This window comes from Xinfangfangia pollutisoli, assembly GCF_020179405.1.
Classification (GTDB): domain Bacteria; phylum Pseudomonadota; class Alphaproteobacteria; order Rhodobacterales; family Rhodobacteraceae; genus Pseudogemmobacter; species Pseudogemmobacter pollutisoli.
This window is the reverse complement of the sequence record NZ_JAICBZ010000050.1, coordinates 1-24,169: the sequence shown is the minus strand read 5'-3', so window position 1 is coordinate 24,169 and position 24,169 is coordinate 1. Positions and strand designations below refer to the sequence as shown.

Annotated in this window: 22 protein-coding genes; 8 read left to right on the top strand and 14 right to left on the bottom strand. The window is 68.5% G+C overall.

All coding sequences use genetic code 11. The features are described from left to right. Positions 1-4 precede the first annotated feature (4 nt). Positions 5-673 (bottom strand): phosphoribosylformylglycinamidine synthase subunit PurQ, encoded by a 669-nt coding sequence (gene purQ / locus K1Y73_RS14440; RefSeq protein ID WP_225029012.1) that lies wholly within the window; start codon positions 671-673, stop codon positions 5-7. 120 nt (positions 674-793) lie between these two features. Here purQ and K1Y73_RS14435 point away from each other — a divergent pair, with 120 nt between their 5' ends. Next, the gene (locus tag K1Y73_RS14435; protein ID WP_225029011.1) at positions 794-2,161 is read left to right on the top strand and encodes an FAD-binding oxidoreductase; all 1,368 of its coding nucleotides are present in this window, start codon (positions 794-796) and stop codon (positions 2,159-2,161) included. Positions 2,162-2,250: 89 nt separating this feature from the next. Here K1Y73_RS14435 and K1Y73_RS14430 read toward each other — a convergent pair whose 3' ends face one another. From K1Y73_RS14430 to K1Y73_RS14380, 11 genes are all read right to left on the bottom strand, one after another. Further along, positions 2,251-2,415 (bottom strand): hypothetical protein, encoded by a 165-nt coding sequence (locus tag K1Y73_RS14430; protein WP_225029010.1) that lies wholly within the window; start codon positions 2,413-2,415, stop codon positions 2,251-2,253. Positions 2,416-2,523: 108 nt separating this feature from the next. Beyond that, a complete protein-coding gene (locus K1Y73_RS14425; protein ID WP_225029009.1) occupies positions 2,524-2,685 on the bottom strand; it encodes a DUF3563 family protein in 162 nt (53 codons plus the stop codon). Between the two features lie 152 nt (positions 2,686-2,837). Next, positions 2,838-4,481 carry a DNA repair protein RecN gene (recN, locus tag K1Y73_RS14420; RefSeq protein WP_225029008.1) on the bottom strand — a complete coding sequence of 548 codons (1,644 nt, stop codon included), beginning with the start codon at positions 4,479-4,481 and terminating at the stop codon, positions 2,838-2,840. Positions 4,482-4,518: 37 nt separating this feature from the next. Then, the gene (locus K1Y73_RS14415; protein WP_404819091.1) at positions 4,519-5,319 is read right to left on the bottom strand and encodes an outer membrane protein assembly factor BamD; all 801 of its coding nucleotides are present in this window, start codon (positions 5,317-5,319) and stop codon (positions 4,519-4,521) included. A 251-nt stretch (positions 5,320-5,570) separates the two neighbouring features. Then, positions 5,571-6,503, bottom strand: a complete 933-nt coding sequence (gene lpxC, locus K1Y73_RS14410) for a UDP-3-O-acyl-N-acetylglucosamine deacetylase (protein ID WP_225029006.1) — start codon at positions 6,501-6,503, stop codon at positions 5,571-5,573. Between the two features lie 205 nt (positions 6,504-6,708). Then, the gene (gene ftsZ, locus K1Y73_RS14405; protein WP_225029005.1) at positions 6,709-8,385 is read right to left on the bottom strand and encodes a cell division protein FtsZ; all 1,677 of its coding nucleotides are present in this window, start codon (positions 8,383-8,385) and stop codon (positions 6,709-6,711) included. Positions 8,386-8,590: 205 nt separating this feature from the next. Beyond that, positions 8,591-9,925, bottom strand: coding sequence for a cell division protein FtsA (gene ftsA, locus K1Y73_RS14400; protein ID WP_225029004.1), 1,335 nt, complete (start codon positions 9,923-9,925; stop codon positions 8,591-8,593). After that, the gene (locus K1Y73_RS14395; RefSeq protein WP_404819090.1) at positions 9,922-10,854 is read right to left on the bottom strand and encodes a cell division protein FtsQ/DivIB; all 933 of its coding nucleotides are present in this window, start codon (positions 10,852-10,854) and stop codon (positions 9,922-9,924) included. The genes ftsA and K1Y73_RS14395 overlap by 4 nt, the downstream gene beginning before the upstream one ends. Next, positions 10,842-11,762 carry a D-alanine--D-alanine ligase gene (locus K1Y73_RS14390; protein WP_225029003.1) on the bottom strand — a complete coding sequence of 307 codons (921 nt, stop codon included), beginning with the start codon at positions 11,760-11,762 and terminating at the stop codon, positions 10,842-10,844. The genes K1Y73_RS14395 and K1Y73_RS14390 overlap by 13 nt, the downstream gene beginning before the upstream one ends. A gap of 35 nt (positions 11,763-11,797) precedes the next feature. Next, a complete protein-coding gene (gene murB, locus K1Y73_RS14385; RefSeq protein ID WP_225029002.1) occupies positions 11,798-12,718 on the bottom strand; it encodes a UDP-N-acetylmuramate dehydrogenase in 921 nt (306 codons plus the stop codon). Between the two features lie 89 nt (positions 12,719-12,807). Beyond that, positions 12,808-13,596: a transglutaminase family protein gene (locus tag K1Y73_RS14380; RefSeq protein ID WP_225029001.1), complete on the bottom strand. Its 789-nt coding sequence runs from the start codon at positions 13,594-13,596 to the stop codon at positions 12,808-12,810. Between the two features lie 255 nt (positions 13,597-13,851). On the opposite strand from K1Y73_RS14380, the gene K1Y73_RS14375 reads away from it, so the two are divergent. From K1Y73_RS14375 to K1Y73_RS14350, 6 genes are all read left to right on the top strand, one after another. After that, complete coding sequence (locus tag K1Y73_RS14375; RefSeq protein WP_225029000.1) at positions 13,852-14,427, top strand: NAD(P)H-dependent oxidoreductase; 576 nt, start codon at positions 13,852-13,854, stop codon at positions 14,425-14,427. Positions 14,428-14,520: 93 nt separating this feature from the next. Beyond that, complete coding sequence (locus K1Y73_RS14370) at positions 14,521-15,471, top strand: TauD/TfdA dioxygenase family protein (protein ID WP_225028999.1); 951 nt, start codon at positions 14,521-14,523, stop codon at positions 15,469-15,471. 30 nt (positions 15,472-15,501) lie between these two features. After that, complete coding sequence (locus tag K1Y73_RS14365) at positions 15,502-16,854, top strand: LLM class flavin-dependent oxidoreductase (RefSeq protein ID WP_225028998.1); 1,353 nt, start codon at positions 15,502-15,504, stop codon at positions 16,852-16,854. 4 nt (positions 16,855-16,858) lie between these two features. Continuing rightward, positions 16,859-17,698, top strand: coding sequence for an ABC transporter permease (locus K1Y73_RS14360; protein ID WP_225028997.1), 840 nt, complete (start codon positions 16,859-16,861; stop codon positions 17,696-17,698). A 45-nt stretch (positions 17,699-17,743) separates the two neighbouring features. After that, complete coding sequence (locus tag K1Y73_RS14355) at positions 17,744-18,733, top strand: ABC transporter substrate-binding protein (RefSeq protein WP_225028996.1); 990 nt, start codon at positions 17,744-17,746, stop codon at positions 18,731-18,733. A 16-nt stretch (positions 18,734-18,749) separates the two neighbouring features. Further along, positions 18,750-19,517, top strand: a complete 768-nt coding sequence (locus K1Y73_RS14350; RefSeq protein ID WP_225028995.1) for an ABC transporter ATP-binding protein — start codon at positions 18,750-18,752, stop codon at positions 19,515-19,517. Between the two features lie 60 nt (positions 19,518-19,577). Here K1Y73_RS14350 and rimO read toward each other — a convergent pair whose 3' ends face one another. Continuing rightward, positions 19,578-20,948: a 30S ribosomal protein S12 methylthiotransferase RimO gene (gene rimO, locus K1Y73_RS14345; RefSeq protein ID WP_225028994.1), complete on the bottom strand. Its 1,371-nt coding sequence runs from the start codon at positions 20,946-20,948 to the stop codon at positions 19,578-19,580. 175 nt (positions 20,949-21,123) lie between these two features. On the opposite strand from rimO, the gene K1Y73_RS14340 reads away from it, so the two are divergent. Further along, positions 21,124-23,127 carry an AsmA family protein gene (locus K1Y73_RS14340; protein ID WP_225028993.1) on the top strand — a complete coding sequence of 668 codons (2,004 nt, stop codon included), beginning with the start codon at positions 21,124-21,126 and terminating at the stop codon, positions 23,125-23,127. Between the two features lie 5 nt (positions 23,128-23,132). Here the strand turns inward: K1Y73_RS14340 and K1Y73_RS14335 are convergent. Beyond that, positions 23,133-24,169, bottom strand: a 1,037-nt coding sequence (locus K1Y73_RS14335; RefSeq protein WP_318248245.1) for an ATP-dependent helicase C-terminal domain-containing protein, incomplete at its 5' end; no start/stop codon positions are given.

The following is a 24,169-nucleotide window of genomic DNA, read 5'->3' as shown; positions in this document are numbered from 1 at the left end:
GGGCTCAGGCCAGCGCCATCCCGCGCATCAGCGAGGCGAAGATCCCCTGCCCGTCGGCCGAGCCGTGCAGCGTTTCGGCCGCGCGTTCGGGATGCGGCATCATGCCCAGCACGCGGCGGTTTTCCGACAAGACGCCCGCAATGTCGCCCATCGAGCCATTGGGGTTCTGCACATAGGTGAAGGCGACGCGATCCTCGCCCTGCAGCCGGGCCAGTTCCTCGGCCTCCAGCGTGTAATTGCCGTCGTGATGCGCGATCGGAATCACGATCTCCTGCCCCGGCGCATAGGCTTCGGTAAAGGCCGAGGCGGTGGTGGCCACCTTCATCCGCACCGGCTTGCACAGGAATTTCAGCCCGGCATTGCGCATCAGCACGCCCGGCAGCAGCCGCATCTCGGTCAGGACCTGAAAGCCGTTGCAGATGCCCAGCACATAGCCGCCGCGGGTGGCATGGGCATGGACCGCAGCCGAGATCGGCGATTGCGCGGCAATGGCGCCGCAGCGCAGGTAATCGCCATAGGAAAACCCGCCCGGCACGCCCACGACATCCACGCCGTCCGGCAGGGCCGTATCCTTGTGCCAGACCCGCGCGACCTGAAAGCCCGCGCCTTCGAAGGCGACGGCAAGATCGCGGTCGCAATTCGACCCGGGAAAGGTGATGACGGCGGCTTTCATCGGCAGCGCTCCTGATCTGCGGGCCTGATCTGCGGGGATGGCGGTGGCTTAGCGCAAAGCCCGGGGGCTTTCCAGCCAATCCGCCTTGCGCGGCAGGTTTTTCCGCGCCATCCCTGGGCCATGCTGACCGAAACCGCCCTTGCCGATCTTGCCGCCCTGTTCGGCACCCGCCTGTCCACCGCGCAGGCGGTGCTGGACCATCACGGCCAAAGCGAAAGCCTGATCTCGGCCCCGCCGCCCTGGGCCGTGGTCTTTCCCGAAACCACGGCCGAAGTCTCGGCCCTGGCCGCGCTGGCCGACCGGCACGGATTTCCGCTGATCGGCTGGGGCGCCGGCACCTCGCTGGAAGGCCATGCGCTGGCGCTGCAGGGTGGGGTGACGGTGGATTTCGCCCGGATGAACCGGGTGCTGCGCGTAGATCCCGAAGACATGATCGCCGTGGTGCAGCCCGGCCTGACCCGCATCGCTTTGAACGAGGATTTGCGCGCCACCGGCCTGTTCTTCCCGGTCGATCCCGGGGCGGATGCGTCTTTGGGCGGCATGGCCTCGACCCGGGCCTCGGGCACGGCGACGGTGCGCTACGGCACGATGCGCGACAATGTTCTGGGGCTTGAGGTGGTGCTGGCCGGGGGCGAGGTGATCCGCACCGGATCGGCCGCGCCGAAATCGGCGGCGGGCTATGACCTGACCGGGCTGATGGTCGGCGCCGAGGGCACGCTGGGGCTGATCACCGAGTTGACGCTGCGTCTGCATGGCCAGCCCGAGGCGGTCTCGGCCGCGTCCTGCGCCTTTCCTTCGGTCGGCGCGGCGGTCGATTGCGTCATCGCCACGATCCAGACCGGCCTGCCGGTGGCGCGGATCGAGTTTCTGGATGCGGCGACCGTGGCGGCGGTGAACGCCTATTCGCGGCTGGCCCTGCCCCCTGCCCCGCAATTGCTGCTGGAATTCCACGGCTCGCCCGCGGGCGTGGCCGAACAGGCCGAACGCTTCGGCGAGATCGCGGCGGGGTTCGGGGCCGAGGGTTTTCAATGGGCCGACCGGCCGGAAGACCGCAACCGGCTTTGGGCGGCGCGGCATCAGGCCTATCGGGCGATCCTGGCCACCCGCCCCGGCGCGACGGCGGTGGTGACCGATGTCTGCGTGCCAATCTCGGCCCTGGCGCAGGCGGTGGCGGAAACGACCGAGGATATCGCCGCCTCAGGCCTGACCGGCCCGATCCTGGGCCATGTCGGCGACGGCAATTTCCATGCGATCCTGATGGTCGAGCCCGGAAATGGCGCCGAGGCGGCCACGGCCAAGGCGCTGGCCGGGCGGATGGCCGAACGCGCGCTGCGGCTGGGCGGCACGATCACCGGCGAACATGGGGTGGGGTTCGGCAAGCTGCCCCATATGGCCGCCGAACATGGCGCGGCCTGGGCGGCGATGGGGCGGATCAAGCGGGCGCTTGATCCGAAGGGGCTGATGAACCCCGGCAAGCTGGTGCCCTGAGACCTGAGGCCCGAGACCCGGTGTCCTGAGACAGGACGGGGCCCGCGGCCCACCCGGCGCATCTGCGCCGGGATCAGCGGTCCGCGGGCTTATTCCCAGCGGCGGAAGCGGCCATTGGCCACATCGCGACGGCGCGCGGCGCGCTCGGTCTCGGTTTCGGCGGCGTTCACATAGGTCTGCTCGACCTCGGCCACCAGGGCGGAAATCGAGGGAAGGCGGAAGCCGCGGATCAGATTGGTCAGGGCGAGGGTCATGATCTTCTTCTTTTTCTTTGCATTGGGATGGGCCTAGGGCCCGGCAGGCGTGGCGCCGCGGGACGGCGCCCGGACAGTTCGGAACCGGACAGTTCGGAACCGGACAGATCAGAATTCGAAGGGCGCGCGGCGGAACAGGCCGCGGTCGATTTCGCGTTCGCGCCGTTCCAGATCGACAAGCGAAACCGAAGCTTCCAGATAGGCGCGTTCGCGCGCTTCGATCGACGGCGGCAGAAGCCGGGTCAGGGCGGATTGCAGACGGGTGAACATGGAGAAAAATCCTATCGTTTCACCCCGTCGATATAGAATGCCGCAGCGCAGAAAACAGCCGGAGAGGGAAAAACCCCGCCATGCGCCCAGAGCATGGCTTGCGCAGCCAGCAAGACCCGCCGCAAGGCGGGGACGCGCAGATCAGGCTTGGGTCAGGCTTCGATCAGGGCGCGGGCGGCCGCGCGGGCGGCATCGGTGACCGTGTCGCCGGCCAGCATGCGCGCCAGTTCCTCGACCCGCTCGTCGGGGTTCAGTGCGGTGACGGTGGACAGGGTCATGCCCCCCTTCACCCGCTTTTCCACCCGCCAGTGCCGGGCACCGAAAGCGGCGACCTGCGGCGAATGGGTGACGACCAGAACCTGCGCCTCGGCGGCCAAGGCCTTGAGTCTGCGACCGACCGCATCGGCCGTGGCGCCACCGACCCCACGGTCGATTTCGTCGAAGATCATCGTCAGCCCGGGTTGGCGGCCGGTCAGGCAGACTTTCAGCGCCAGCAGAAAGCGGCTCAACTCGCCGCCCGAGGCGATGCGGTTTAGCGCGCCCGGCGGCGCGCCCGGATTGGTCGCCACGGTGAAGGTCACCTGATCCTGCCCGTCCGGGCCCGGCTCGGCTTCGGAGATCACGGTGCGGAACACCGCGCGCTCCATCTTCAGCGGCGCCAGTTCCGCGGCCATCGCCTTGTCCAGCCTTGCAGCCGCTGCAAGCCGCGCCTTGGTCAGAACCTTCGCAGCCGCGGCATATTCCGCTTCGGCCGCCGTCACGGCGCGCGCCAGTTTGCCAAGCCCCGCCTCGCCCGCATCCAGCGCCTCAAGCCGGGCTGCCAGCGCCGCCGCATGCGCGGCCAGATCGTCGGGCGCCACCCCGTACTTGCGCGCCAGCGCCCGGATCGCGAACAGCCGTTCCTCGGACCGCTCCAGCTCGGACGGGTCGAAATCCAGCGCCTCGATACAGGCCTCGACCCCGGCCTGCGCCTGGGACAGTTCCTCAAGCGCCCGGTCCAGCGCCGCAAGCGCCGGGTCGAGCCGCCCTTCGGCCTTGTCGGCGGCCTGGGTCAGCCAGCGATAGGCGTCGCGCATCCGCCCCTCGGCGCCGTCATCCGACAGAGCGCCCTGCGCGCGGCCGATATCCTCACGGATCCGCGCCCCCGCCTGCATGGCGCGACGCCGCGCATCCAGCGCCGCCTCTTCGCCCGGCTGAGGCGCCAGCTTTTCCAGCTCGGCCACCGCATGGCGCAGGAAATCCTCTTCGGTCTTCGCCCGCGCGATCTGCGCCTCGGCCTCGAACAACGCATCCCGCGCCTGGCGCTGCGCCGCCCAAAGCCCGCGCAGGGGCGCCAGATCGACCGCCGCGAAGGAATCCAGCAGCGCGCGATGCCCGCGCGGATTCAGAAGGCCGCGATCGTCCTGCTGGCCGTGCAGTTCCACCAGCGTCTCGGACAGGCCGCGCAGCACTTCGGCCGAGACGCGGCGATCATTGGCAAAGGCCTGGCGGCGACCATCGGCATGGGCGATGCGGCGCAGGATCAGCTCATCTTCGGCCTCGATCCCGGCCTCGTCCAGCACGGCGCGGGCGGCATGGCCCGGCGACAGATCGAAGACCGCCGTCACCTCGCCCTTCTCGGCCCCGGCGCGCACCAGATCGGCCCGGCCCTTCCAGCCCAGCACCATGCCCAGCGCATCCAGCAGAATCGACTTGCCCGCCCCGGTCTCGCCGGTCAGCACATTCAGGCCCGGCGCCATATCCAGCGCCAGGCGGTCAATGATCAGGATGTCGCGAATCTCTAGATTGCGCAGCATGGCCCCGCCGTCGGATGCGTGCAGGCACGCCCCCCTTCTACAACCATTCGCCGCGGATCATCTGCCGATAGACCTTGGCCAGCCAGTTGTCGCCCTTGGCCTCGGGCTGCAGGCCCTTGGATTTCAGCAGCTTGTAGCTGTCCTGATAGAAGGGCGAGGACTGGTAATTGTAGCCCAGGATCGCGCCCGCGGTCTGCGCCTCATCGGTCAGGCCCAGCGCCAGATAGCATTCGACCAGCCGGTGCAGCGCCTCGGCCGTGTGCGAGGTGGTCTGGTAATCCTGCACGACCGAGCGGAACCGGTTCAGCGCCGCGGCATAGTTCTTGCGCTTCAGATAATAGCGCCCGATTTCCATTTCCTTCCCGGCCAGGTGATCGAAGGCCAGGTCGAATTTCAGGATCGCGGAATTGGCATATTCGCTGTCGGGATATTTCTCGATCACATCGCGCATGCCCTGCAGGGCCAGGAAGGTCAGGCCCTGGTCGCGGCCGACATCGTCGATCTGGTCGTAATAGGACAGCGCCATCAGATACTGCGCATAGGCGGCATCTTCGTCATCGGGATAGAAATCAAGGAAGCGCTGCGCGGCGGCCCGGGCTTCTTCGTATTTCTTGGTCTTGTGCAGCACGAAGGCCTGCATGATCAGCGCGCGGCGCGCGTAATCGGTATAGGGATAGATCCGCTCGATTTCCTGGAAATAGATCAGCGCATCGGCCGGCCGCTTGCCGGTTTCCAGCGCAACCTCGCCCTGGCGATAGATTTCCTCGGCGGTGTAATTCTCAAGCGGGATATCCTTTTGATTCCCGCCGCCCGCGCAGGCCGCAAGCAGCAACGCCATCACAAGCGCCGCTTTGGGCGCCGCTGCGCCTTGCCTCGCCCCTGCCCTGCCCGCCATGCCTTGCCTATCCAAACCTGTCTTCCTGTCCGGCGCCCCGGGGGCGCGCCGCCCGGGCGATTTGCACCCGGCTTTTGGCTGTCCTAGCATAGAAAAATCCGGGGCGCAAAACGCCTTTCGCCCAGATCACACTGCAGTCAGAGAAGAAGGCGCCGAAGCCATAAGCGGCCCGGCGCCCGATTTTGGGCCTGATCTCAGGCCGCCTGGCGGCGCAGCGAGGGCAGGTCTTCGCGATGCACGCCCACACCCGGCAATTTTTCGCCGACGCGGCTGCCGCAGCCCTCGATCCGGAAGGCCGAAGGGTCCGAGAACAGCGCGCGCAGCAGCTTGTTGGTCAGCGCATGGCCGGCGCGGATGCCGGTATAGCGGCCCAGCAGCGGCCCGCCGGCCAGCGCCAGGTCGCCCAGCGCGTCCAGCATCTTGTGGCGCACGGGTTCGTCGGCGCGGCGCAAGCCGCCCGGGCTGACCACCCGGTCGCCATCGAAGACCACCGCATTTTCCAGCGTGCCGCCCAGGGCCAGGCCCTTTTCGCGCATCGCATCGACATCGGCCTGCCGGCAGAAGGTGCGGCAATCCGACAATTCGCGCACGAAGGCGCCGTTCGACATGTTCAGCCGGCGTTCCTGACGGCCGATCGCGGCTTCGGCAAAGTCGATGCGGAAGTCGATTTCCAGCATGTCCGACGGCTCCAGCCGCGCCACGGCCAGACCATCGCGCACCTCGACCGGCTTCAGCACCCGGATCGCCCGCACATCGGCCGCCTGCGCCTGCAGGCCGCGCGCCAGGAAGGCCGCGACGAAAGGTTCGGCCGAGCCGTCCAGAATCGGCACTTCCGGCCCGTCGATTTCGATCAGCGCATTGTGGATCGCGCTGCCCGCCAGGGCCGCCATCACATGTTCGATGGTCGAAACCGAAACGCCCGCGGCATTTTCCACCACGGTGCAAAGACGCGAGGGCGTGACGGCATGCCAGATCGCCGGGATCATCGGATCGCGGTCGGTCACATCGGTGCGGCGGAACCAGATCCCGTAATCGGCCGAGGCCGGGCGCAGGGTCATGCGCACGGGCTTGCCGGTGTGGAGGCCCACACCCGTAAACGTTACCGCCGATTTCAACGTGTTCTGCACGTTCGATCTACCTTTGCCTTCATCCCGATCGGGGCCTGTGCCCCCTGATGCGGGGGCGCCCTTTCGGTTGACTTGTAGATAGGGGCCTTGCGCAGGTGCAGCAATTCACCTTTTGCAACGGTTTGTGACACATGGCAAATCATTGATTTCAAAAGAAAAAGGCCCGGATTTCCCGGGCCCCTCGATAGGTTTTTTACCGCTGTTTTCAGTTGGCCTGGCGGCGCAGGAAGGCAGGAATCTCAATCCGTTCATGATCGCCGCCGGCCTCGGGCTCGTCATCGAAGGCGGTGACGGGGGGCTGCGCGCGGCCCTGTTGCGGCGCCGGGCGTTCGGCCGCTTCCATATGGCCGGCCATGCGGTTGATCAGCGAGCCGATGCCGAAACGCGGCTTGGCGCCGGCGCCTGCGGCCTGGCCTGCCGGGGCGGCCGGCTGCATCGGGGCCGGAGCGGCCCCGCGCTGCGGCGCGGCACCCGGGTTCTTCGAGACGGCGGCCTGCAGACGCGCCAGCGCCTCGGGCGAGGGCTGGCCGGCCGCGCGCGGACGCGGGGCGACGAAGACGCCGGGATCCTGGTTGATCGACGCGGGCGCGGGACGGGCGGCGGCCATCGGCTGCGGCGCGGGCTGCGGGCGGTAGACCGGCGGCGGCAGGTCGTTTTCCATCAGCTCTTCCGGCTCTTGCGCATAGGCCTGACCGCGGTCATCCAGCGCTTCGAACAGATCGGCATCGGCCGCGGCCATCGGCGGTTGCGGGGCCGGCGCGGGGGCCGGACGGGCGGCGGGGGCCGCGGCAACCGGGGCCGGGCGCGACACCGGCTCGCGCCGGGGTTCGGGCCGCGGCTCGGGCGCGGGATGCAGCGTCAGCGGCTGCGCCATCGAGCGGCGGGTCACCGGCACTTCGGGCTTCAGCTGGGCCGAGGCGTCGATGCCGGTTGCCACGACCGAAACGCGGATCCGGCCTTCCATCGACTCGTCCAGCGTCGAGCCGACGATGATATTCGCATCCGGATCGACCTTTTCGCGAATGATGTTCGCGGCCTCGTCCAGTTCGAACAGGGTCAGATCGGTGCCGCCGGTGATGTTGATCAGCACGCCCTTGGCGCCGTTCAGGCTGATTTCGTCCAGAAGCGGGTTGGCAATCGCCTTTTCGGCGGCCTGGACGGCGCGGCTGTCGCCCTCGCCCTCGCCCGTGCCCATCATCGCCTTGCCCATCTCGTCCATCACCGCGCGCACGTCGGCGAAGTCGAGGTTGATCAGGCCCGGACGCACCATCAGATCGGTCACGCCCTTGACGCCCTGATACAGCACGTCATCGGCCATGGCGAAGGCTTCGGTGAAGGTGGTGCGTTCATTCGCCAGACGGAACAGGTTCTGGTTCGGAATGATGATCAGCGTGTCGACGACCTTCTGAAGGGCTTCGATCCCCTCTTCGGCCTGGCGCATCCGCTTGTTGCCTTCGAACTGGAAGGGCTTGGTCACGACGCCCACGGTCAGGACGCCCAATTCGCGCGCGGCCTGGGCGATGATCGGGGCCGCACCCGTGCCGGTGCCGCCGCCCATGCCGGCGGTGATGAAGCACATATGCGCCCCGGCCAGGTGGTCGACGATTTCCTCGATGGTCTCTTCGGCGGCGGCGGCACCGACCGAGGGGCGGGCGCCTGCGCCCAGACCTTCGGTCGCCTTCACGCCCATCTGCACCCGGGCATTCGCCTTCGACTGCTGCAGCGCCTGCGCATCGGTGTTGGCGACGACGAATTCCACGCCCTCGAGCTGCTTCTCGATCATGTTGTTGACGGCATTGCCGCCCGCCCCACCCACACCGAAGACGGTGATGCGCGGCTTCAGCTCTTCGCGCTGGGAGGTCATCGTCAGATTGAGTGCCATGGTTACCGCCTGTCCCGTGTTTTTATGCCGCCGCATTCCGCTTGACCTTCGGCCAGACCTTTCCCCGGGTCCGACTCCGCCAGTTGGTGCTGATTCTACCGACATCGCCCCGCAAGGTCACCAGAAAAACGCACATTTGCCACAAAATATGGGCAAAAGCTGCCCGCTCTAAGCGGGATTTCGCACATGGCGCAGGATGTTGGGGTTACCAGTTGTCCTTGAACCATCTGAAGGCCCGTTTCAGCGACCGCGCCGGATAGCGCTCGGCGGGAATTTCGAAGTCCCACCATTCATCCTGCGGATGCGCCGCAAACAGGCACAGGCCCACGCCCGAGGCGAAGGCCGGCCCGGTCGCGGCCTGCGGCAGGCCCTGCACGCGCAGCGGCCGGCCCAGCCGTACCCGCTGGCCCAGGATCCGCGCCGCCAGCGCGTCCAGGCCCGGGATCTGGCTGCCGCCGCCGGTCAGCACGATCTGATGGCTGGGCAGATGGTCGAAGCCCGCCACATCCAGCCGGGCGCGGGTCTCTTCCAGGATCTCTTCCACGCGCGGGCGCATGATGCCGATCAGCTCGGTGCGGCTGACCTGGCGGCGGTCCTTGTCCCAGTCGCCGCTGTCGCCGCCGATCTCGATCATCTCGCGGTCATCCATGCCGGTGGCGACCAGCCCGCCATGGCGGGTCTTGATCCGCTCGGCGGTGGCCAGCGGGATCTGCAGCCCCTTGGCGATGTCCGACGTGACGTGATCGCCGCCCATCCGCACGGAATCGGCATAGATCATGTGCTTCTTCATGAAGATCGACAGGCCGGTCGTGCCGCCGCCCAGATCAATGCAGGCCGCGCCCAGTTCCTGCTCGTCCTCGACCAGCGAGGACACGCCCGAGACATAGGCCGACGAGGCCAGGCCCGCCAGTTCCAGATCGCAGCGGCGGATGCAGTACAGAAGGTTCTGGATCGCGTCGCCATCGACAGACAGAAGATGCATGTCGCAGGCCAGCCGGTTGCCGATCTGGCCGCGCGGATCGCCCAGGCCGGTGCGGTGGTCCAGCGCGAAATTGACTGGCTGGGCATGCAGCACCTCGCGGCCCTGCCCCAGATCGGGCGTGTCGCAGGCCGACAGAACCCGCGCCACGTCCTGCTCGGTCACCACCGAATCCTGCAATTCGATATCGCCGGCCAGCCCGTAGCTGCGCGGATCGGCGCCCGAGAAACAGGCGATCACATGGTCCACCCGCACATTCGCCATCTTCTGCGCCGCCTGAACGGCGGTGCGGACGGCGCGTTCGGTTTCCTGCATCGCGGTGATTTCGCCGAAGCGCACCCCGCGCGAGCGGGTGGTGGCCGCGCCGATGATGCGGAACTGGCTTTGCCCCGCCATCGGGCCCACGCCATCGACATCGCGCGGCCGGGCCTCGCCGTCGAAGCGCAGGATCAGGCAGGCGATCTTCGAGGTGCCGACGTCAAGAATGGCGATCACGCCCCGCTGCATCGCAGCCTGGCGCATGTTCCGCATCGCCCTTTGGGTCTGATAAAGATCGGTCACAGGTCGGACTCCACGGTTTCAATTCCCTGGGCGCGGCGCATCTGCGTCAGGGCATAGGGGGTCAGGCGAAGGGTCGGACGGCCGGCAAGCCGCAGATCGACGGTCAGCAGGTCGCGGTTCAGGATGTCCTGGGCATGGTCCAGCGCCAGCAGGCGCTCGACCGCGCGCACCGGGTTTTCGGTCGGCAGAAGGATGCGCTGATTGCGGTCCATCACGATGTCCCAGCGCCGCTCGCCCATCCGCACCAGGCCACGGATCCGGTAGCCCAAGGGGCCCGCGGCGGCCAGGATCTCGATCGCCTCGGGCATGGCGGCATCGGCGCCCGCCCCGGCGATCAGCGGCAGGTCCGGCCGGTCGCTGCGCGCCAGAAGGCTGGCCACCCGGTGGCCGGTCTCGTCCACCAGCGTCAGCCCGTCATCCAGCCGCCAGATCGCCACCGGCATGCGTTCGGTCACCAGAACCTGCAGCACCCCGCCCGAACGCACCCGCAATTCGGCCGATTTCACCGCATCCAGCGCCTCGATTCGCGCCCGTGCCGCATCCAGATCCAGATCGAACGAGCTTTGCGGCAGTTTCAGGTCCAGCCGCGCCCGCACCGCCTCGGCCAGTTCCTTGGAACAGCCCTCAACCGAGGCCAGCGTGACCATGAATTCGGGCCGATGCTCGAATTGCTCTTTCAGGTCGGTGAAGGTGTTGACCAGCGCCGCCCGGCGGGTTTCCGAGGCGAAATACAGCCCCACCATCGCGGCCAGCGCCAGCGTCGGCAGGCCGATGCGGATCAGCCGGCGCAGATGCGGCGTCAGCATGATGCGCTGCATCCGATAGGCCCAGCGCGAGGGCGCGGGGTCGCGCATCGGCACCGAGGCCACCTGCGGCACGGCCCGCGCGGCCGGATGTCCGTAGCGCGGCGGTGCGGTCAGCGGTTGCATGAGGCATCCCTCACGATCCAGTCGCACAGCTGCGGGAAAGAGATGCCACAGAAGGCCGCCTGTTCTGGCGCCAGCGACGTGGGCGTCATGCCGGGCTGGGTGTTGGTCTCCAAAAGCACCAGCCCGGCCAGGCCCTTGGTCTCATCCCAGCGGAAATCGGTGCGGCTCAGCCCGCGGCAGCCCAGCGCCTTATGGGCGCGCAGCGCATAATCCAGGCAGGCCGCCGTGATCTCGGCGGGCACATTCGCGGGCAGTTGATGCCGGCTGCCCCCCGGCTTGTATTTCGCGTCGTAATCATACCAGCCCTCGGTGATGATGTCGGTCAGGCACAGCGCCCGATCCCCCATCACCGTCACCGTCATCTCGCGGCCGGGCACATAGGTTTCCACCATCACCCGCGCCGGCATGGTTTCGGCCAGCCGCGGCGCGTTCGATCCGGGCTGCACGATATAGACGCCCACCGACGAGCCTTCGTTGAAGGGCTTCACCACATAGGGGGCGGGCAGGACATGGCCCGCCTCAACCTCTTCGCGGGTCGCGATCACGCTGTCGACGACCGGCAGGCCCTCGGCGCGGTAGACATCCTTGGTGCGTTCCTTGTCCATCGCCAGAGACGAGGCCAGGACGCCGGAATGGGTATAGGGCAGTTGCAGCCATTCCAGGATGCCCTGCACGCAGCCGTCTTCGCCCCAGCGGCCATGCAGCGCGTTGAACACCACATCGGGCTTGGCCGCGGCCAGCTGCGCCACCAGGTCGCGGCCGGCATCGACCTCGATCACCTCTGGATATCCTGCCTCGCGCAGCGCCTGGGCACATTCGCGCCCGGTGGCGAGAGAAACCTCTCGCTCGGCGGAGAATCCGCCGTTCAGAACCGCCACGCGGGGAAATCTGCCCGATTCCGCCGCCATTCCCGCCTCACGGGGGCTTTGCCGCCCCTCAATCGTTACGCACGTTCTCCGACGCGCATGATTTCCCACTCTAGCGTGATGCCGCTGTTTTGGAAAACCTTTTTTCGCACCTCCTCGCCCAGATCTTCCAGATCGGCTGCCGAGGCCCCGCCGGTGTTGATCAGGAAATTGGCATGCATGGGCGACATCTGCGCCCCGCCGCGGCGGGCGCCGCGCATTCCGGCCTCGTCGATCACCTTCCAGGCCTTCAGATCATGACGGTCATCGGCGCGGCCGGTGCTGGAAAACCCGGCCGGATTGCGGAAGGTGGACCCGGCGCTGCGGTCCTTGGTGGGCTGGCTGGCATCGCGCTTGGCCAGTTGATCCTCCATCCGCGCGGCCAGCGCCGCCGGATCGCCTTCGGGCGCGCGGAACGTGGCCTCGATCACCACCGCGCCTTCGGGCAGCTCCGACTGGCGATAGCGCAGGTTCAGCGCGGCGGCGGGCAGGGTTTCCACCAGGCCCTGACGGGTGACGATGCGGATTTCCTCAAGAAAATCGGCGGTATAATGGCCATAGCAGCCCGCATTCATCCGCACCGCCCCGCCGATCGAGCCGGGGATCGTGCGCAGGAAGGTCAGGTCGCGCCCGGCCTCGGCCGCTTTGCGCGCCACATGCGCATCCAGCGCCGCGGCGCCGGCGATGACGCGGTCTCCCTCGACGCGAATGCCGTTGAAGCCGCGGCCCAGCCGGATCACCACCGCCCGCAAGCCGCCATCGCGCACGATCAGGTTCGAGCCGACGCCCATCGGGAAGACGGCGATGTCGGGCGGCAGCGCGGCCAGGAAATCGGCCAGATCGGCCTCGTCGGCGGGCAGGAACAGGTAATCCGCCGGTCCGCCAACGCGAAGCCAGGTCAGATCGGCAAGCGGGCGGTCGGGCGTCAGCGAACCGCGGGGGGTGGGAAGCGGGGTCATGGCCCGGTGGTAGCGGGGAAGCGCCGCGCCCCGCAAGGGGGGAAGCGGGCGGGCCGGCGGCAGGCTGCCGGATCGCAGCGGTGCCGGCGCTAGGTCACGTCGATCTGGATGTCATAGTCCAGCCGCGTGGTGACCTGCGGGCCCCAGAACCCGCCTTCGACCGTCATCGTCCCGCCCTGCCCCGGCGCCACGGCCAGCGCAACATGGCCATCGGTGACCGGCAGACCATGGGTCGGGTCATAGCCGCGCCAGCCGATCCCGGTCAGGAAGACCTCGGGCCAGGCATGCAGATGCCGCCGGCCGTCGGGGCTTTCGGACTGCGCCTGATAGCCCGAGACGAAGCGCGCCGGCAGGCCCTGCACCCGCGCGCAGGCCAGAAACAATTCGGTCAGGTCGCGGCAGGCGCCCGAGCGCAGCGCCAAGGTCTCGGCCGGGCTGCGCGCCATGCCCTCGGCGCGGATCTGGCGGTCGGTGCGGGTGAAAAGCGCGGCATTCAGCCGGTCGAGAAACGCAAGCGGCCCGTCCGTGCCCTGGGCCAGCGCGGCGGCAAAGCCGCGCACCTCGGCGCCCGGATCGGGCCCGTCCAGATAGGCCGGATGCGGCAAGGGGGCGGGCGGGGCGGCGGGCGCGCCCGTTTGCAGGGTGAAGCGGCTTTCGATCTGGAAGACCTGGGTCTCATCCGCGAAATCCAGCGCGAAGACCCGGTTGCCCCAGGGGTCGGTCTGTTCCTGCAGCGCCACCGGCCGCGGTGTCACGTCCAGCGCAAAGCGGCAATCGCGCCCCGCCTCGGGCCGCGGCGCCAGAAGCAGCCGATGCGCGCCCAGCCGGACGGGCGCCGAATAGCGGTAAAGCGTCAGGTGGCGGACGGCGAAATGCATCGGGGCCCCGGGGCGGCGGCGCTGCGTCACGGCAGGCAGATGATGCTGGGACGGATCGCGGCGCGGGGCAAGGGGGATCGGTCCCCCCAAGCCCCCCGTCCGCCCCCCCGCTGGCGCCCGGGGCGAAAACACCATCCCCCCGCGGCGCCGATGCAGAGAAGGTTTCTGCCCCGAACCCGCCCGGCTTTGGAATGGCCGCGGCGGGAAAACCGGCGCATATTACACGACAAGATAGATCGTTATTTGGAGTTTCCGATGATCCTCCGCGTGCAAGGTTTCACCGGCAGTCTGAACCGCCAGTCCAGGGCCCGCGCCCTGGTCGATGTGGCGACCGCAATGACCGCGCAGCGGATGGGCGCCTATGCCGCCGGCTATGATCTGGCCGATCTGCAGCCCGCGCTGGGCCGCGCCGCCCGGATCGAGGATCTGGCGCCGCTGCCGCGCGCGCTGGTGGCGCAGCTGATCTCGGCCGATGTGCTGATCCTGGGCGCGCCGTTGCCGCAGGGCCGGCCGGCCGGGCTTCTGCGCCATCTTCTGGGGCTGCTGCCGGTCGCGGCGCTGGAGCGCAAGCCGGTGCTGCTGCTGGCGCTGGGCGCCGATGACGCCGCGGCCCGGCAGATCGCCGCGGCGCCCGAGCGGCTGCTGGGCCTTGCCCGGGCGCAGCTGACCGTGCGCGCGATGTCCGGCGCCTCCGCCGATTTCGCCGCCGATTTCCCCCTGACCGGCCAGCCGGGCGGACCCCGTGCGCCCGCAATGCTTGCCCGACTGGAGCGGATCGTCGCCCCCTTCGCCCGATGTCTGGCGCCGGCCCCGGCGATGCACGCCGCCTGAGACCTTCCCCCCTCTGACCGTCTGACCCCCTCGGCACCGCCCTGCCCCGCAGGACGGACCGGCCCCGCTTTGTCCTTTGGAAAGGAACACCCGATGACCCGCCACGAAACCTTCGCCGATGCGATCCCCGCCCAGACCGTCCTGCCGCTGACCCCGCGGATCGGGGCCGAGATCACCGGCCTTGCCCTGTCAGGCGATCTGCCGCCCGCCACGATCGCGGCGCTGAAGCAGCTGCTTGCGCGCCACAAGGCGCTGTTCTTCCGCGACCAGCACCAGCTGGACGATGCCGGCCAGGAAGCCTTCGCCCTGCGGCTGGGCGCGCTTGCGCCGCATCCGACCCAGGCCGTGGTCAAAGGCTCGGCCTCGATCCTGGAACTGGATGCCAGCCGCGGCGGCGGGCGCGCCGACCAATGGCACACCGACGTGACCTTCGTGCCCGACTATCCCAAGGCCTCGGTCCTGCGCGGCGTGGTGATCCCGCCGGTGGGCGGAGACACGATCTGGGCCAACACCGCCGCCGCCTATGACAGCCTGCCCGACCCGCTGAAACGCCTGGCCGAGGGGCTGCGGGCGCTGCATTCCAACGCCTACGACTATGCCGCGCTGCGGCCCCGCGCGCGCGAGGCCGACAAGCACCACCATGCCGAGGTCTTCGCCTCGACCGTGTTCGAGACCGAGCATCCGGTGGTGCGCGTCCATCCCGAAACCGGCGAGCGGCATCTGCTGCTGGGCAGTTTCGTGCAGCGGATCCTGGGCCTCGCCCGCGATGAATCGCAGAAGATCTTCGATCTGCTGCAGGCCTATGTCACCGCGCCGGAAAACACCGTGCGCTGGCGCTGGCGGGCGGGCGATATGGCGATCTGGGACAACCGCGCCACCCAGCATTACGCCGTCAACGATTACGGCGATGCCCCGCGCGTGGTGCGCCGGGTGACGATCGCGGGCGAGGTGCCGCTGGGCGTCGATGGCCGCGCCAGCACCGCGATCCGCCCCCAGCCCGAAGCCCAAACCCAGACCCAGGCCCAGGCCCAGGCGAAAGTCTGACCTGCCCCGAACCCAGAAAGGACCCCTGCCATGACCCGCAAGATCAAACTTGGCGCCTTCCTTCCCGGCGGCGGCCAGCATATCGCCGCCTGGCGCCACCCCGACAGCCCGGCCGACGGCGCCACCAGCTTTGCCTTCCATCTGCACCTGGCACAGGAGGCCGAGCGCGGCCTGTTCGATGCCTATTTCCTGGCCGACGGGCTGGCGATCAGCTTCGGCGGCGGCACCGAGGGCGGCAATGCCAAGATCGCCGGGTTCGAGCCGGTGACGCTGTTCTCGGCGCTGGCGCCGCTGGTCAAGACCCTGGGCTTCATCGCCACCGCCTCGACCACCTATGAGGAACCCTACAACACCGCGCGCAAATTCGCCTCGCTTGACCTGATTTCGGACGGCCGCGCCGGCTGGAACGTGGTTACCACCGCAACCGAGGCGGCGGCGCGGAACTTCAACCTCGACCAGCAGCATTCCCATGCCTGGCGCTATCGCCGCGCCGCCGAACATGTCGAGGTGGTGAAGAAGCTGTGGGACAGTTTCGAGGATGACGCCTTCCTGCGCGACAAGGACAGCGGCCGGTTCTTCGACCCCGACAAGCTGCATGCCGCCGATCACCGCGGCGAGCATTTCAAGGTGAAGGGGCCGCTGAATGTCGGCCGCTCGCGCCAGGGCCATCCGGTGATCGTGCAGGCCGGCCAGTCGGAAGACGGGCGCGGGCTGGCGGCGGCGACCGCCGAGGTGATCTTCACCGCGCATCAGCGGCTGGACACGGCGCAGGACTTCTACCGCGACATCAAGGCGCGCGCCCGCGGTCTGGGCCGCGATCCGGCGCATGTGCTGATCATGCCCGGCGTCTCGCCCTTCATCGGCCGGACCGAGGCCGAGGCGCGCGAGAAATACGACCGCCTGACCAGCCTGATCCTGCCCGAAGACGGAATTGCACTTTTGACCGCGCTGACCGGCGGCACCCTGGATCTGACCGGCGCCGATCTGGACGGGCCGCTGCCCGCCGCCCCGCCGACCGAAGGAATGAAGTCGCGTCAGGCGCTGATCCGCCAGATCGCCGATGACAACCAGTTCACCATCCGCCAGCTGTACCAGCATGTCGCCAGCGCGCGCGGCCATTTCACCGTGATCGGCACGCCCGAAACCATCGTCGACACGCTGCAGGACTGGTTCGAGAACGAGGGCGCCGACGGGTTCAACATCCTGCCGCCCTGGCTGCCGACGGGGTTGAGCGATTTCGTCGATCTGGTCGTGCCCGAATTGCAGCGCCGCGGCCTCTATCGCACCGAATATGAGGGCCGGACCCTGCGGGAAAACCTGGGCCTGCCGGTGCCGGAAAACCGCTGGGCGCTGGCCCGCCGATCCTTCCACGCGGCGGAGTAAGACCATGGCCTATCCAAGTTTCGAAGACGGTTTCCTGTCGGGTTCGGATTTCTCGCCCCTGCAAGGCGCGCTGCGGCGCGCCGGCGCCGGGCTGCGGCGGCTGGCGCGGCGCTGGGGTCTGCTGGCGGGGTTCCTGGCCGCCTGGCAGATCGGCTCCAGCTTTGGCTGGCTAAACCCCTCGGTCTTCCCATCGCTGGACAGCATCGGGATCGCGCTGGTCAAGGGCATCGCCTCTGGCGCCTTGGTCGACGATATCGCGATCAGCCTGCAGCGCTCGGGCCTGGCCTTCGGGGCGGCACTGGCGCTGGGCATCCCGATGGGCCTCTTGATGGGCCAGATCCGCGCGGTGGAAGAAGCGCTGGATCCGATCCTGCAATTCTTCCGCCAGACCTCGGCGCTGGCCTTGTACCCGGTTTTCATCCTGCTTCTGGGCCTGGGCGAGGCTTCGAAGGTCTTCGTGATCTTCTGGGCCACGCTGTTTCCGATCCTTCTGGCCACGATCGGCGGGGTCAAGCAGGTGGACCGCAAGCTGATCGAGATGGCCCAGGCCTTCGGCGCGCGGCGGGTCACGATCTTCGCCCGGGTGATCCTGCCTGCCGCCGTGCCTTCGATCTTCGTGGGGCTGCGCCTGTCGGCCACCACCGCACTTCTGCTGCTGATCGCGGCCGAGATGATCGGCGCCAACAAGGGGCTGGGGTTCCAGGTGATGAACGCCCAGTACAATTTCCAGATCCCGCAGATGTTTGCCGCGATCCTGCTGCTGGCCCTGTTGGGTCTGGGCGCCAATGCCGTGCTGGTCGCGCTGCAGCGCCGGCTGTGCCGCTGGGCCGAGACCGCGCGCTGACCCTTCCCCCCTTCCCCCCCTCATATCCTTCAAAGGACCGAGACCATGACCTCTCCGTTCCGCAACCTGGCCTTTGCCACCGGGCTTGGCCTTCTGACCGCCCCCCTTCTGACCGCCCCGGCTGAGGCCGATGTGGCGATCCGCTACCTGGCCAGCCAGGGCGGGCTGAACGCCCATGAACTGGCCTGGGAGCTGGGCTATTTCGACGGCACCGGCATCACGCTGGAAAATGTGGGCTATACCACCGGCGGCCCGGCCTCGCTGGTGGCGCTGGCAGGCGGCAGCGTCGAGCTGGGCTCGGCCGCCACCTCGGCGGTGCTGAACTCGATCGCCGCCGGCAATGATTTCGTCGCCGCCTACCCGTCGAACGGGATCAACGATCAGGTGCAGTCGGTGTTCTATGTGCTGGAAGACAGCCCGATCAAAACCGTCGAGGATATTGTCGGCAAGACCGTGGCGGTCAACACGCTGGGCGCGCATCTGGATTACACCGTGCGCGAGGCGCTGCATCAGAAGGGCCTGGCGCAGGATGCCGCAAATCTGATCGTGGTGCCGGGGCCGCAGCTGGAACAGGTGCTGCGCTCGGGCCAGGTCGATGTCTCGGCCTTCGGCTACTGGCAGACCACCTTCACCGGCGCCGCGCTGAAGACCGGCGGGTTGCGCGCGGTCTTTGACGATACCGACGTGCTGGGCGAGATCGCCGGCGGCTTCATCGTTCTGCGCCGCGACTGGATCGCTGCTCATCCCGCCGAGGCGAAGGCCTTTGTCGAAGCCTCGGAAAAGGCGCTGGATTACGCCCGCGAACATCCCGAAGAGACCAAGGCCATCTTCGCCCGCGTCCTGGCCGAGCGCGGCGAAAACCCGGACGTGGCGCAATATTTCGCGGGCTATGGCGTGCGCGAAGGCGGCAAGGCGGTGACGCGCGACGTGCAGTTCTGGATCGACATTCTGGAACGCGAAGGCTCGGTCCCGGCGGGCAAGCTGAAGGTCGCCGATATCCTGTACAGCCCGGGCGATGCGCCCGCCACCAACTAAGCCGGAGGACCGCCGAATGACGCAAGTCACCACCCCCCGCGGCGAGGTTGCGGTGCGCAACCTGTCGAAAAGCTTTGCCCTGAACGGCCAGCAGCTGAATGTGCTGCGCGATCTGGACCTGGACATCCGCGGCGGCGAGTCGCTGGCGATCGTCGGCCCCTCGGGCTGCGGCAAGACCACGCTCTTGCGGGTGCTGGCCGGGCTTGAGGCGCCGGATGCGGGCGAAGTGCGGATCGACGGGCTGCCGGTGCAGGGGATCAGCGCCGAACGCGCGATCATCTTTCAAGAGCCGCGGCTGCTGCCCTGGCTGACCGTCTTGGGCAATGTGGCCTTCGGGCTGCAGGTGCGCGGCGTGGACACGGCCGAGGCCGAGGCGCGGGCGCGGCGCTACATCCGCCTGGTCGGCCTGTCCGAGTTTGAAGCCGCCTATCCGCGCCAGCTGTCAGGCGGCATGGCGCAGCGGGTGGGCATTGCCCGCGCGCTGACCGTGCAGCCGGAAATCCTGCTTCTGGACGAACCGCTGGGCGCGCTGGACGCGATGACCAAGCTGGTGATGCAGGAAGAATTGGTGCGGATCTGGCGCGACGAGGGCGTGACGCTGATCCTGGTCACCCATGATCTGGAAGAGGCGATCTTCCTGGCCGACCGGGTTCTGGTGCTGCCCAAGGAAAAGGGCGCCCGCCCGCGGCTGATCGACATCACCCTGCCCCGGCCCCGGGAAAGAAGCGAGCCGGCCTTCGTCGCGATGCGGCGCCGCCTGATGGCCGAATTCGGCCTGCACTGACGCGCGGCCCCCGCCCGCCCTCTCCGCCGGTTCCCCCGGCGGAGATCGGCCCCCCCGCGCTTAGCCTTGGGTAACCGGGCTGCCCCAAAGATCGTATTCCCCGGCCTCGTCGACCTCGACCGTCAGGATATCGCCCGGGGCAAGGCCTTCGAACCCTGCGTCGATGAACAGATTGCCGTCGATTTCCGGCGCATCGGCCTTGGTGCGGCAGGTGGCGCCGTCTTCGTCCACCTCATCCACGATCACCTCAAGCCGGCGACCGACCTTGGCGGCCAGCTTCGCCTCGGAAATGGCCTGGGCCTTTTCCATGAAACGGGCGAAGCGGTCTTCCTTCACCTCATCCGGCACATGATCGGGCAGCGCATTCGACCGCGCGCCCTTGACGTTTTCGTATTTGAAACAGCCCACCCGATCGAGCTGCGCCTCGTCCAGCCAGTCCAGCAGATGCTGGAATTCGGCCTCGGTCTCGCCCGGGTAACCCACGATGAAGGTGGACCGCAGGGTGATGTCGGGGCAGGCCGCGCGCCAGGCCGCGATCTCATCCAGCGTGCGGGCGGCCGCGGCGGGGCGCGCCATGCGGCGCAGCACATCGGGATGGGCATGCTGGAAGGGGATATCCAGATAGGGCAGCACCAGCCCCTCGGCCATCAGCGGGATCAGGTCGCGCACATGCGGATAGGGATAGACGTAATGCAGCCGCACCCAGGCGCCAAGCGCGCCCAGATCGCGTGCCAGCGCCGTGATCGGGAACTTGTCGTCGCGATCCTTCCAGTCGGTGCCGTAGGCGCTGGTATCCTGGCTGATCACCAAGAGTTCCTTCACCCCGGCTTCGACCAGCTTTTCCGCCTCGCGCAGGACGGCGCGGGCGGGGCGCGATTGCAGCCGGCCGCGCATGTCGGGGATGATGCAGAAGCGGCACTTGTGGTCGCAGCCTTCCGAGATCTTCAGATAGCTGTAATGCCGCGGCGTCAGCGAAACCCCGGTCGCCGGCAGAAGGTCGATGAACGGATCGGGCGCGGGCGGCACCGCGCCATGCACGGCATCCAGCACCGATTCATATTGATGCGGGCCGGTCACCGCCATCACCTTCGGATGCGCGCCGGTGATATAGTCCGGCTCGGCGCCCAGACAGCCGGTCACGATGACCTTGCCGTTTTCGCGCAAGGCCTCGCCGATCGCATCCAGGCTTTCGGCCTTGGCACTGTCCAGAAAGCCGCAGGTGTTCACGATCACCGCATCGGCGCCCTTGTAATCGGGGCTGATCGCATAGCCTTCCGCACGCAGCCGCGTCAGGATACGCTCGCTGTCGACCAGCGCCTTGGGGCAGCCCAGGGACACCATCCCGATGGTCGGCTGACCCTCGCGCCGCGAGGTGGCTTCGACCTGGGCACGCGCAAGGTCGGGGCGAAGAAGGGGCGGGTTCTGGCTCATGGCGCAGCGCTATAAAGCAAAGCCGGGGCGCCGCACAGGGGGCGCAGAACCCGCGCGGCCAACACGTTCTGTTTCAATCCCGGCGATTTGATGCCGCAGGGCTCGGCAAGTTCTTGCCGTTGCCGCCCGCCCTCGCCTAGGCTTTCGGAAAACCAGAAACGTGAGGCAACAGGCGATGCGCTGGCTTTTCCGGGCACTGGGGGCGCTTCTCGTTTTCGCGCTTCTGGGCCTTGGGCTTCTGGCCCTGATCCCTTCGGAACGGGTGGCCCAGGCCGCGGCAAGGGAATTCCAGCGCCTGACCGGGCGCGAGCTGGTGATCGAAGGCGATGTCTCGCCCCGGCTTTGGCCGGTTCTGGGCGTGACCACCGGCCCGGTGCGGATCGCCAATGCCGACTGGTCGACCGAAGAGGGGCCGATGTTCTCGGCCCAAAGCCTGGTGATCGAGGTCAATGCCGCAGCGCTTCTGGGCGGCGATGTGCAGATCCTGGGGCTCAGCGCCACGGCGCCGACGCTGCTTCTGGAACGCGGCAAGGACGGGCGCGAGAACTGGGTCTTCGGCGGCGGCGGCACGGGCGGCGAGATCGGCCCCGACACGCCCGGCGCCGGCCGGCCCTTCACCCTGAAGGAGGGCACGATCAGCGGCGGCACGATCCGCTTCGTCGACCGCAAGGCCGGGCAGGATCTGACGCTGGACGGGGTCGATCTGACCCTGCACATTCCCGATCATGCCGGGCCCTTCACGCTGGCCGCCAGCGCCGTTGCCCGCGGCCGCCCTGTGGGGCTGGATCTGAAAGCCGATGTCTTCTCGGGGTTTGCCGAAGGGCGGATCGTGCCGCTGACCGCCAATCTTTCCGTTGGCAAGTCGACCTTGTCCTTCCAGGGCCGGGGCGGCTGGTCGCCCATGGCGCTGGATGGCAGGCTTGAGGCCGATCTTGCCGATCTGCCGGCGCTGGGCGCGCTGGCGGGGGCGGATCTGTCGGTGCCACCGCGGGGCCTGGGCGCGCAGCAACTGGCTGTGACGGGGCAGCTGACAATGGATGGCAGCGGCGCGGCCTTCCTGCGCGGGGCGCAGATCCGCGCCGACGGCAATCTGATCGAGGGCGATCTGGATCTGGCACCGGGCAAGGACCGGCCGAAGATTTCCGGCAATCTGCGGGCCCAGACGCTTGATCTTTCAGGGCTTTCGGGCGGAGAAGGCGGGGGCGCCGGCGGCGGCATGAAGGCCGAGGGCTGGCCGGCCGACCCGATCGACGTCTCGGCCCTGAGCCTTGCAGATGCCGCGATCACCCTTGCGACCGGCGCGCTGGATCTGGGCGTCGCGCGCTTTGGCCCGGTGCGCAGCCTGGTGACAATCGACCGCGCCCGCGCCGTGTTCGACCTGCGCGAGGTGCAGGCCTATGGCGGCGCGATCACCGGCGAATTCGTCATCAACGGCCGGGGCGGGCTGTCGGTCGGGGGCAAGCTGTCGCTGGCCGGGCTGCAGACTGAACCGCTGCTGATGGATCTGGCCGGCTGGGACCGGCTGGTGGCGCAGGGCAACCTGACCCTGCGCTTCCTGGGCGTCGGCAACTCGATCGCCGCGATCATGCAAAGCCTTGAAGGCGAAGGCTCTTTCAGCCTGGGCCAGGGCGAGTTGAAGGGGCTGGACATCGCCGGCATGCTGCGCCGGCTGGACCTGTCCTATGTGGGCGAGGGCCAGAAGACGATCTTCGACGGGATCTCGGCCAGCTTCACCCTGAAATCGGGCGTGCTGTCGAACGCCGATCTGAAACTGCTGGCGCCCTATCTGACGGCGACCGGGGTCGGCGATCTTGACATCGGAAAGCGGCGGATCGCCTACCGGCTGCGCCCCACCGCCCTGCAGGGCGAGGATGGCAGCGGCGGGGTGATGGTGCCCTTGCTGATCAGCGGGCCCTGGGCCAAGCCGAATTTCGCGCTGGATCTGGAAACCATCGCCCGCGAGAAGATGGAGGCCGAGGCCCGCGCCGCCGAGGAACGGCTGCGGGCCGAAGCCGCGAAGGCCGAGGCCGAAGCCAAGGCGCGGCTGGAAGAAGAACTGGCGAAACAGGGCATCGTCGCGAAAGAGGGCGAAAGCCTGGAAGAGGCCGCCAAGCGCCGCGCCCAGGAGGTGCTGGACGAACAGGCGCTGAAGCTGCTGCAGGGGCTGATCAAGAACTGACCGTGCTACTGCCCGCGCGGCTTGGCACGCAGCGTCGGCTCGGCCTGGGTCGGGTCTTCGGGCCAGGGGTGGCGGGGATATTGCCCACGCATGTCCTTGCGCACATCGGCATAGCTTGTGGCCCAGAACCGCGGCAGATCCAGCGTCACCTGCACCGGGCGCTGGGCCGGCGACAACAGGGTGATGCGCAGGGGCAGATGATGCGCGCCCACCTGCGGATGGCGGGTCACGCCGAAAACTTCCTGCAATCGCAATGAGATCGAGGGATAGTCGCCGTCATAGTCGATCGGCACATGCCGGCCCAAAGGCGTGGTGAATTCGGCCGGGGCCAGCCGGTCCAGCGTGGCGCGCTGGCCCCAGTCGAGAAGGCCCAGCAAGGGCTGGGTCAGATCCAGCCCGCGCAGATCGCCCAGGCTGCGCACCCGTCCCAGCGCCGGCATCAGCCAGTCGGGCCCGCGCGCCAGCAGGGCCTCATCCTCGACTTCGGGCCAGTCCTCGCCCCGCGCCAGCCGGATCCGCGCCCGCAGCCGCAGCGCGGCCGGCGTCCAGGGCAGGCCGTTCAGCCGCAGCCCCTCCAGCGCCGCCTGGGCCAGGGCTTCGGGCGGCGCCTCGGTCCAGGGCCGGTCGGCCAGCACCAGCGCGCCAAAGCGTTCCTGCCGGCGCGCGGCGACGCGATTCTCGCGCCGGTCCCAGGTCACGCTGTCGGCGGTGCCGAGCCGGTCGGCATAAAGCGCCCGCAGCTCGGCCTCGTCCAGATGCGCGGCCTGGCGGATCAGCGCCTCGCGCGGATCGCCGTCAAGATCGGTGGCGACCAGCATCTGGGCACTGGCAAGATCCGAGCCCGGCGGCAGATGCGCGCCCTTTCCACCGGAAAGACGGAAGCGCGGCGCCTCGCCCTTGCGGCGCTGGCCGATCCGGTCGGGATAGGCCAGCGCGGCCATGGCGCCGGGCGACAGGCCCGGCTGGCCGGGCTTTGGCGCCGAGGCCGCCAGCCGCCGCGCCTCGGCCCGGCTTTCATTCATCAGAAGACCGCCCAGACCTT

Excerpts from the sequence above, each read along its gene's own strand:
- purQ (WP_225029012.1), bottom strand. The coding sequence starts at position 673 with ATGAAAGCCGCCGTCATCACCTTTCCCGGGTCGAATTGCGACCGCGAT.
- K1Y73_RS14435 (WP_225029011.1), top strand. The coding sequence starts at position 794 with ATGCTGACCGAAACCGCCCTTGCCGATCTTGCCGCCCTGTTCGGCACC.
- K1Y73_RS14430 (WP_225029010.1), bottom strand. The coding sequence starts at position 2,415 with ATGACCCTCGCCCTGACCAATCTGATCCGCGGCTTCCGCCTTCCCTCG.
- K1Y73_RS14425 (WP_225029009.1), bottom strand. The coding sequence starts at position 2,685 with ATGTTCACCCGTCTGCAATCCGCCCTGACCCGGCTTCTGCCGCCGTCG.
- recN (WP_225029008.1), bottom strand. The coding sequence starts at position 4,481 with ATGCTGCGCAATCTAGAGATTCGCGACATCCTGATCATTGACCGCCTG.
- K1Y73_RS14415 (WP_404819091.1), bottom strand. The coding sequence starts at position 5,319 with ATGGCGTTGCTGCTTGCGGCCTGCGCGGGCGGCGGGAATCAAAAGGAT.
- ftsZ (WP_225029005.1), bottom strand. The coding sequence starts at position 8,385 with ATGGCACTCAATCTGACGATGACCTCCCAGCGCGAAGAGCTGAAGCCG.
- K1Y73_RS14395 (WP_404819090.1), bottom strand. The coding sequence starts at position 10,854 with ATGCAACCGCTGACCGCACCGCCGCGCTACGGACATCCGGCCGCGCGG.
- K1Y73_RS14390 (WP_225029003.1), bottom strand. The coding sequence starts at position 11,762 with ATGGCGGCGGAATCGGGCAGATTTCCCCGCGTGGCGGTTCTGAACGGC.
- murB (WP_225029002.1), bottom strand. The coding sequence starts at position 12,718 with ATGACCCCGCTTCCCACCCCCCGCGGTTCGCTGACGCCCGACCGCCCG.
- K1Y73_RS14380 (WP_225029001.1), bottom strand. The coding sequence starts at position 13,596 with ATGCATTTCGCCGTCCGCCACCTGACGCTTTACCGCTATTCGGCGCCC.
- K1Y73_RS14375 (WP_225029000.1), top strand. The coding sequence starts at position 13,852 with ATGATCCTCCGCGTGCAAGGTTTCACCGGCAGTCTGAACCGCCAGTCC.
- K1Y73_RS14370 (WP_225028999.1), top strand. The coding sequence starts at position 14,521 with ATGACCCGCCACGAAACCTTCGCCGATGCGATCCCCGCCCAGACCGTC.
- K1Y73_RS14365 (WP_225028998.1), top strand. The coding sequence starts at position 15,502 with ATGACCCGCAAGATCAAACTTGGCGCCTTCCTTCCCGGCGGCGGCCAG.
- K1Y73_RS14360 (WP_225028997.1), top strand. The coding sequence starts at position 16,859 with ATGGCCTATCCAAGTTTCGAAGACGGTTTCCTGTCGGGTTCGGATTTC.
- K1Y73_RS14355 (WP_225028996.1), top strand. The coding sequence starts at position 17,744 with ATGACCTCTCCGTTCCGCAACCTGGCCTTTGCCACCGGGCTTGGCCTT.
- K1Y73_RS14350 (WP_225028995.1), top strand. The coding sequence starts at position 18,750 with ATGACGCAAGTCACCACCCCCCGCGGCGAGGTTGCGGTGCGCAACCTG.
- rimO (WP_225028994.1), bottom strand. The coding sequence starts at position 20,948 with ATGAGCCAGAACCCGCCCCTTCTTCGCCCCGACCTTGCGCGTGCCCAG.
- K1Y73_RS14340 (WP_225028993.1), top strand. The coding sequence starts at position 21,124 with ATGCGCTGGCTTTTCCGGGCACTGGGGGCGCTTCTCGTTTTCGCGCTT.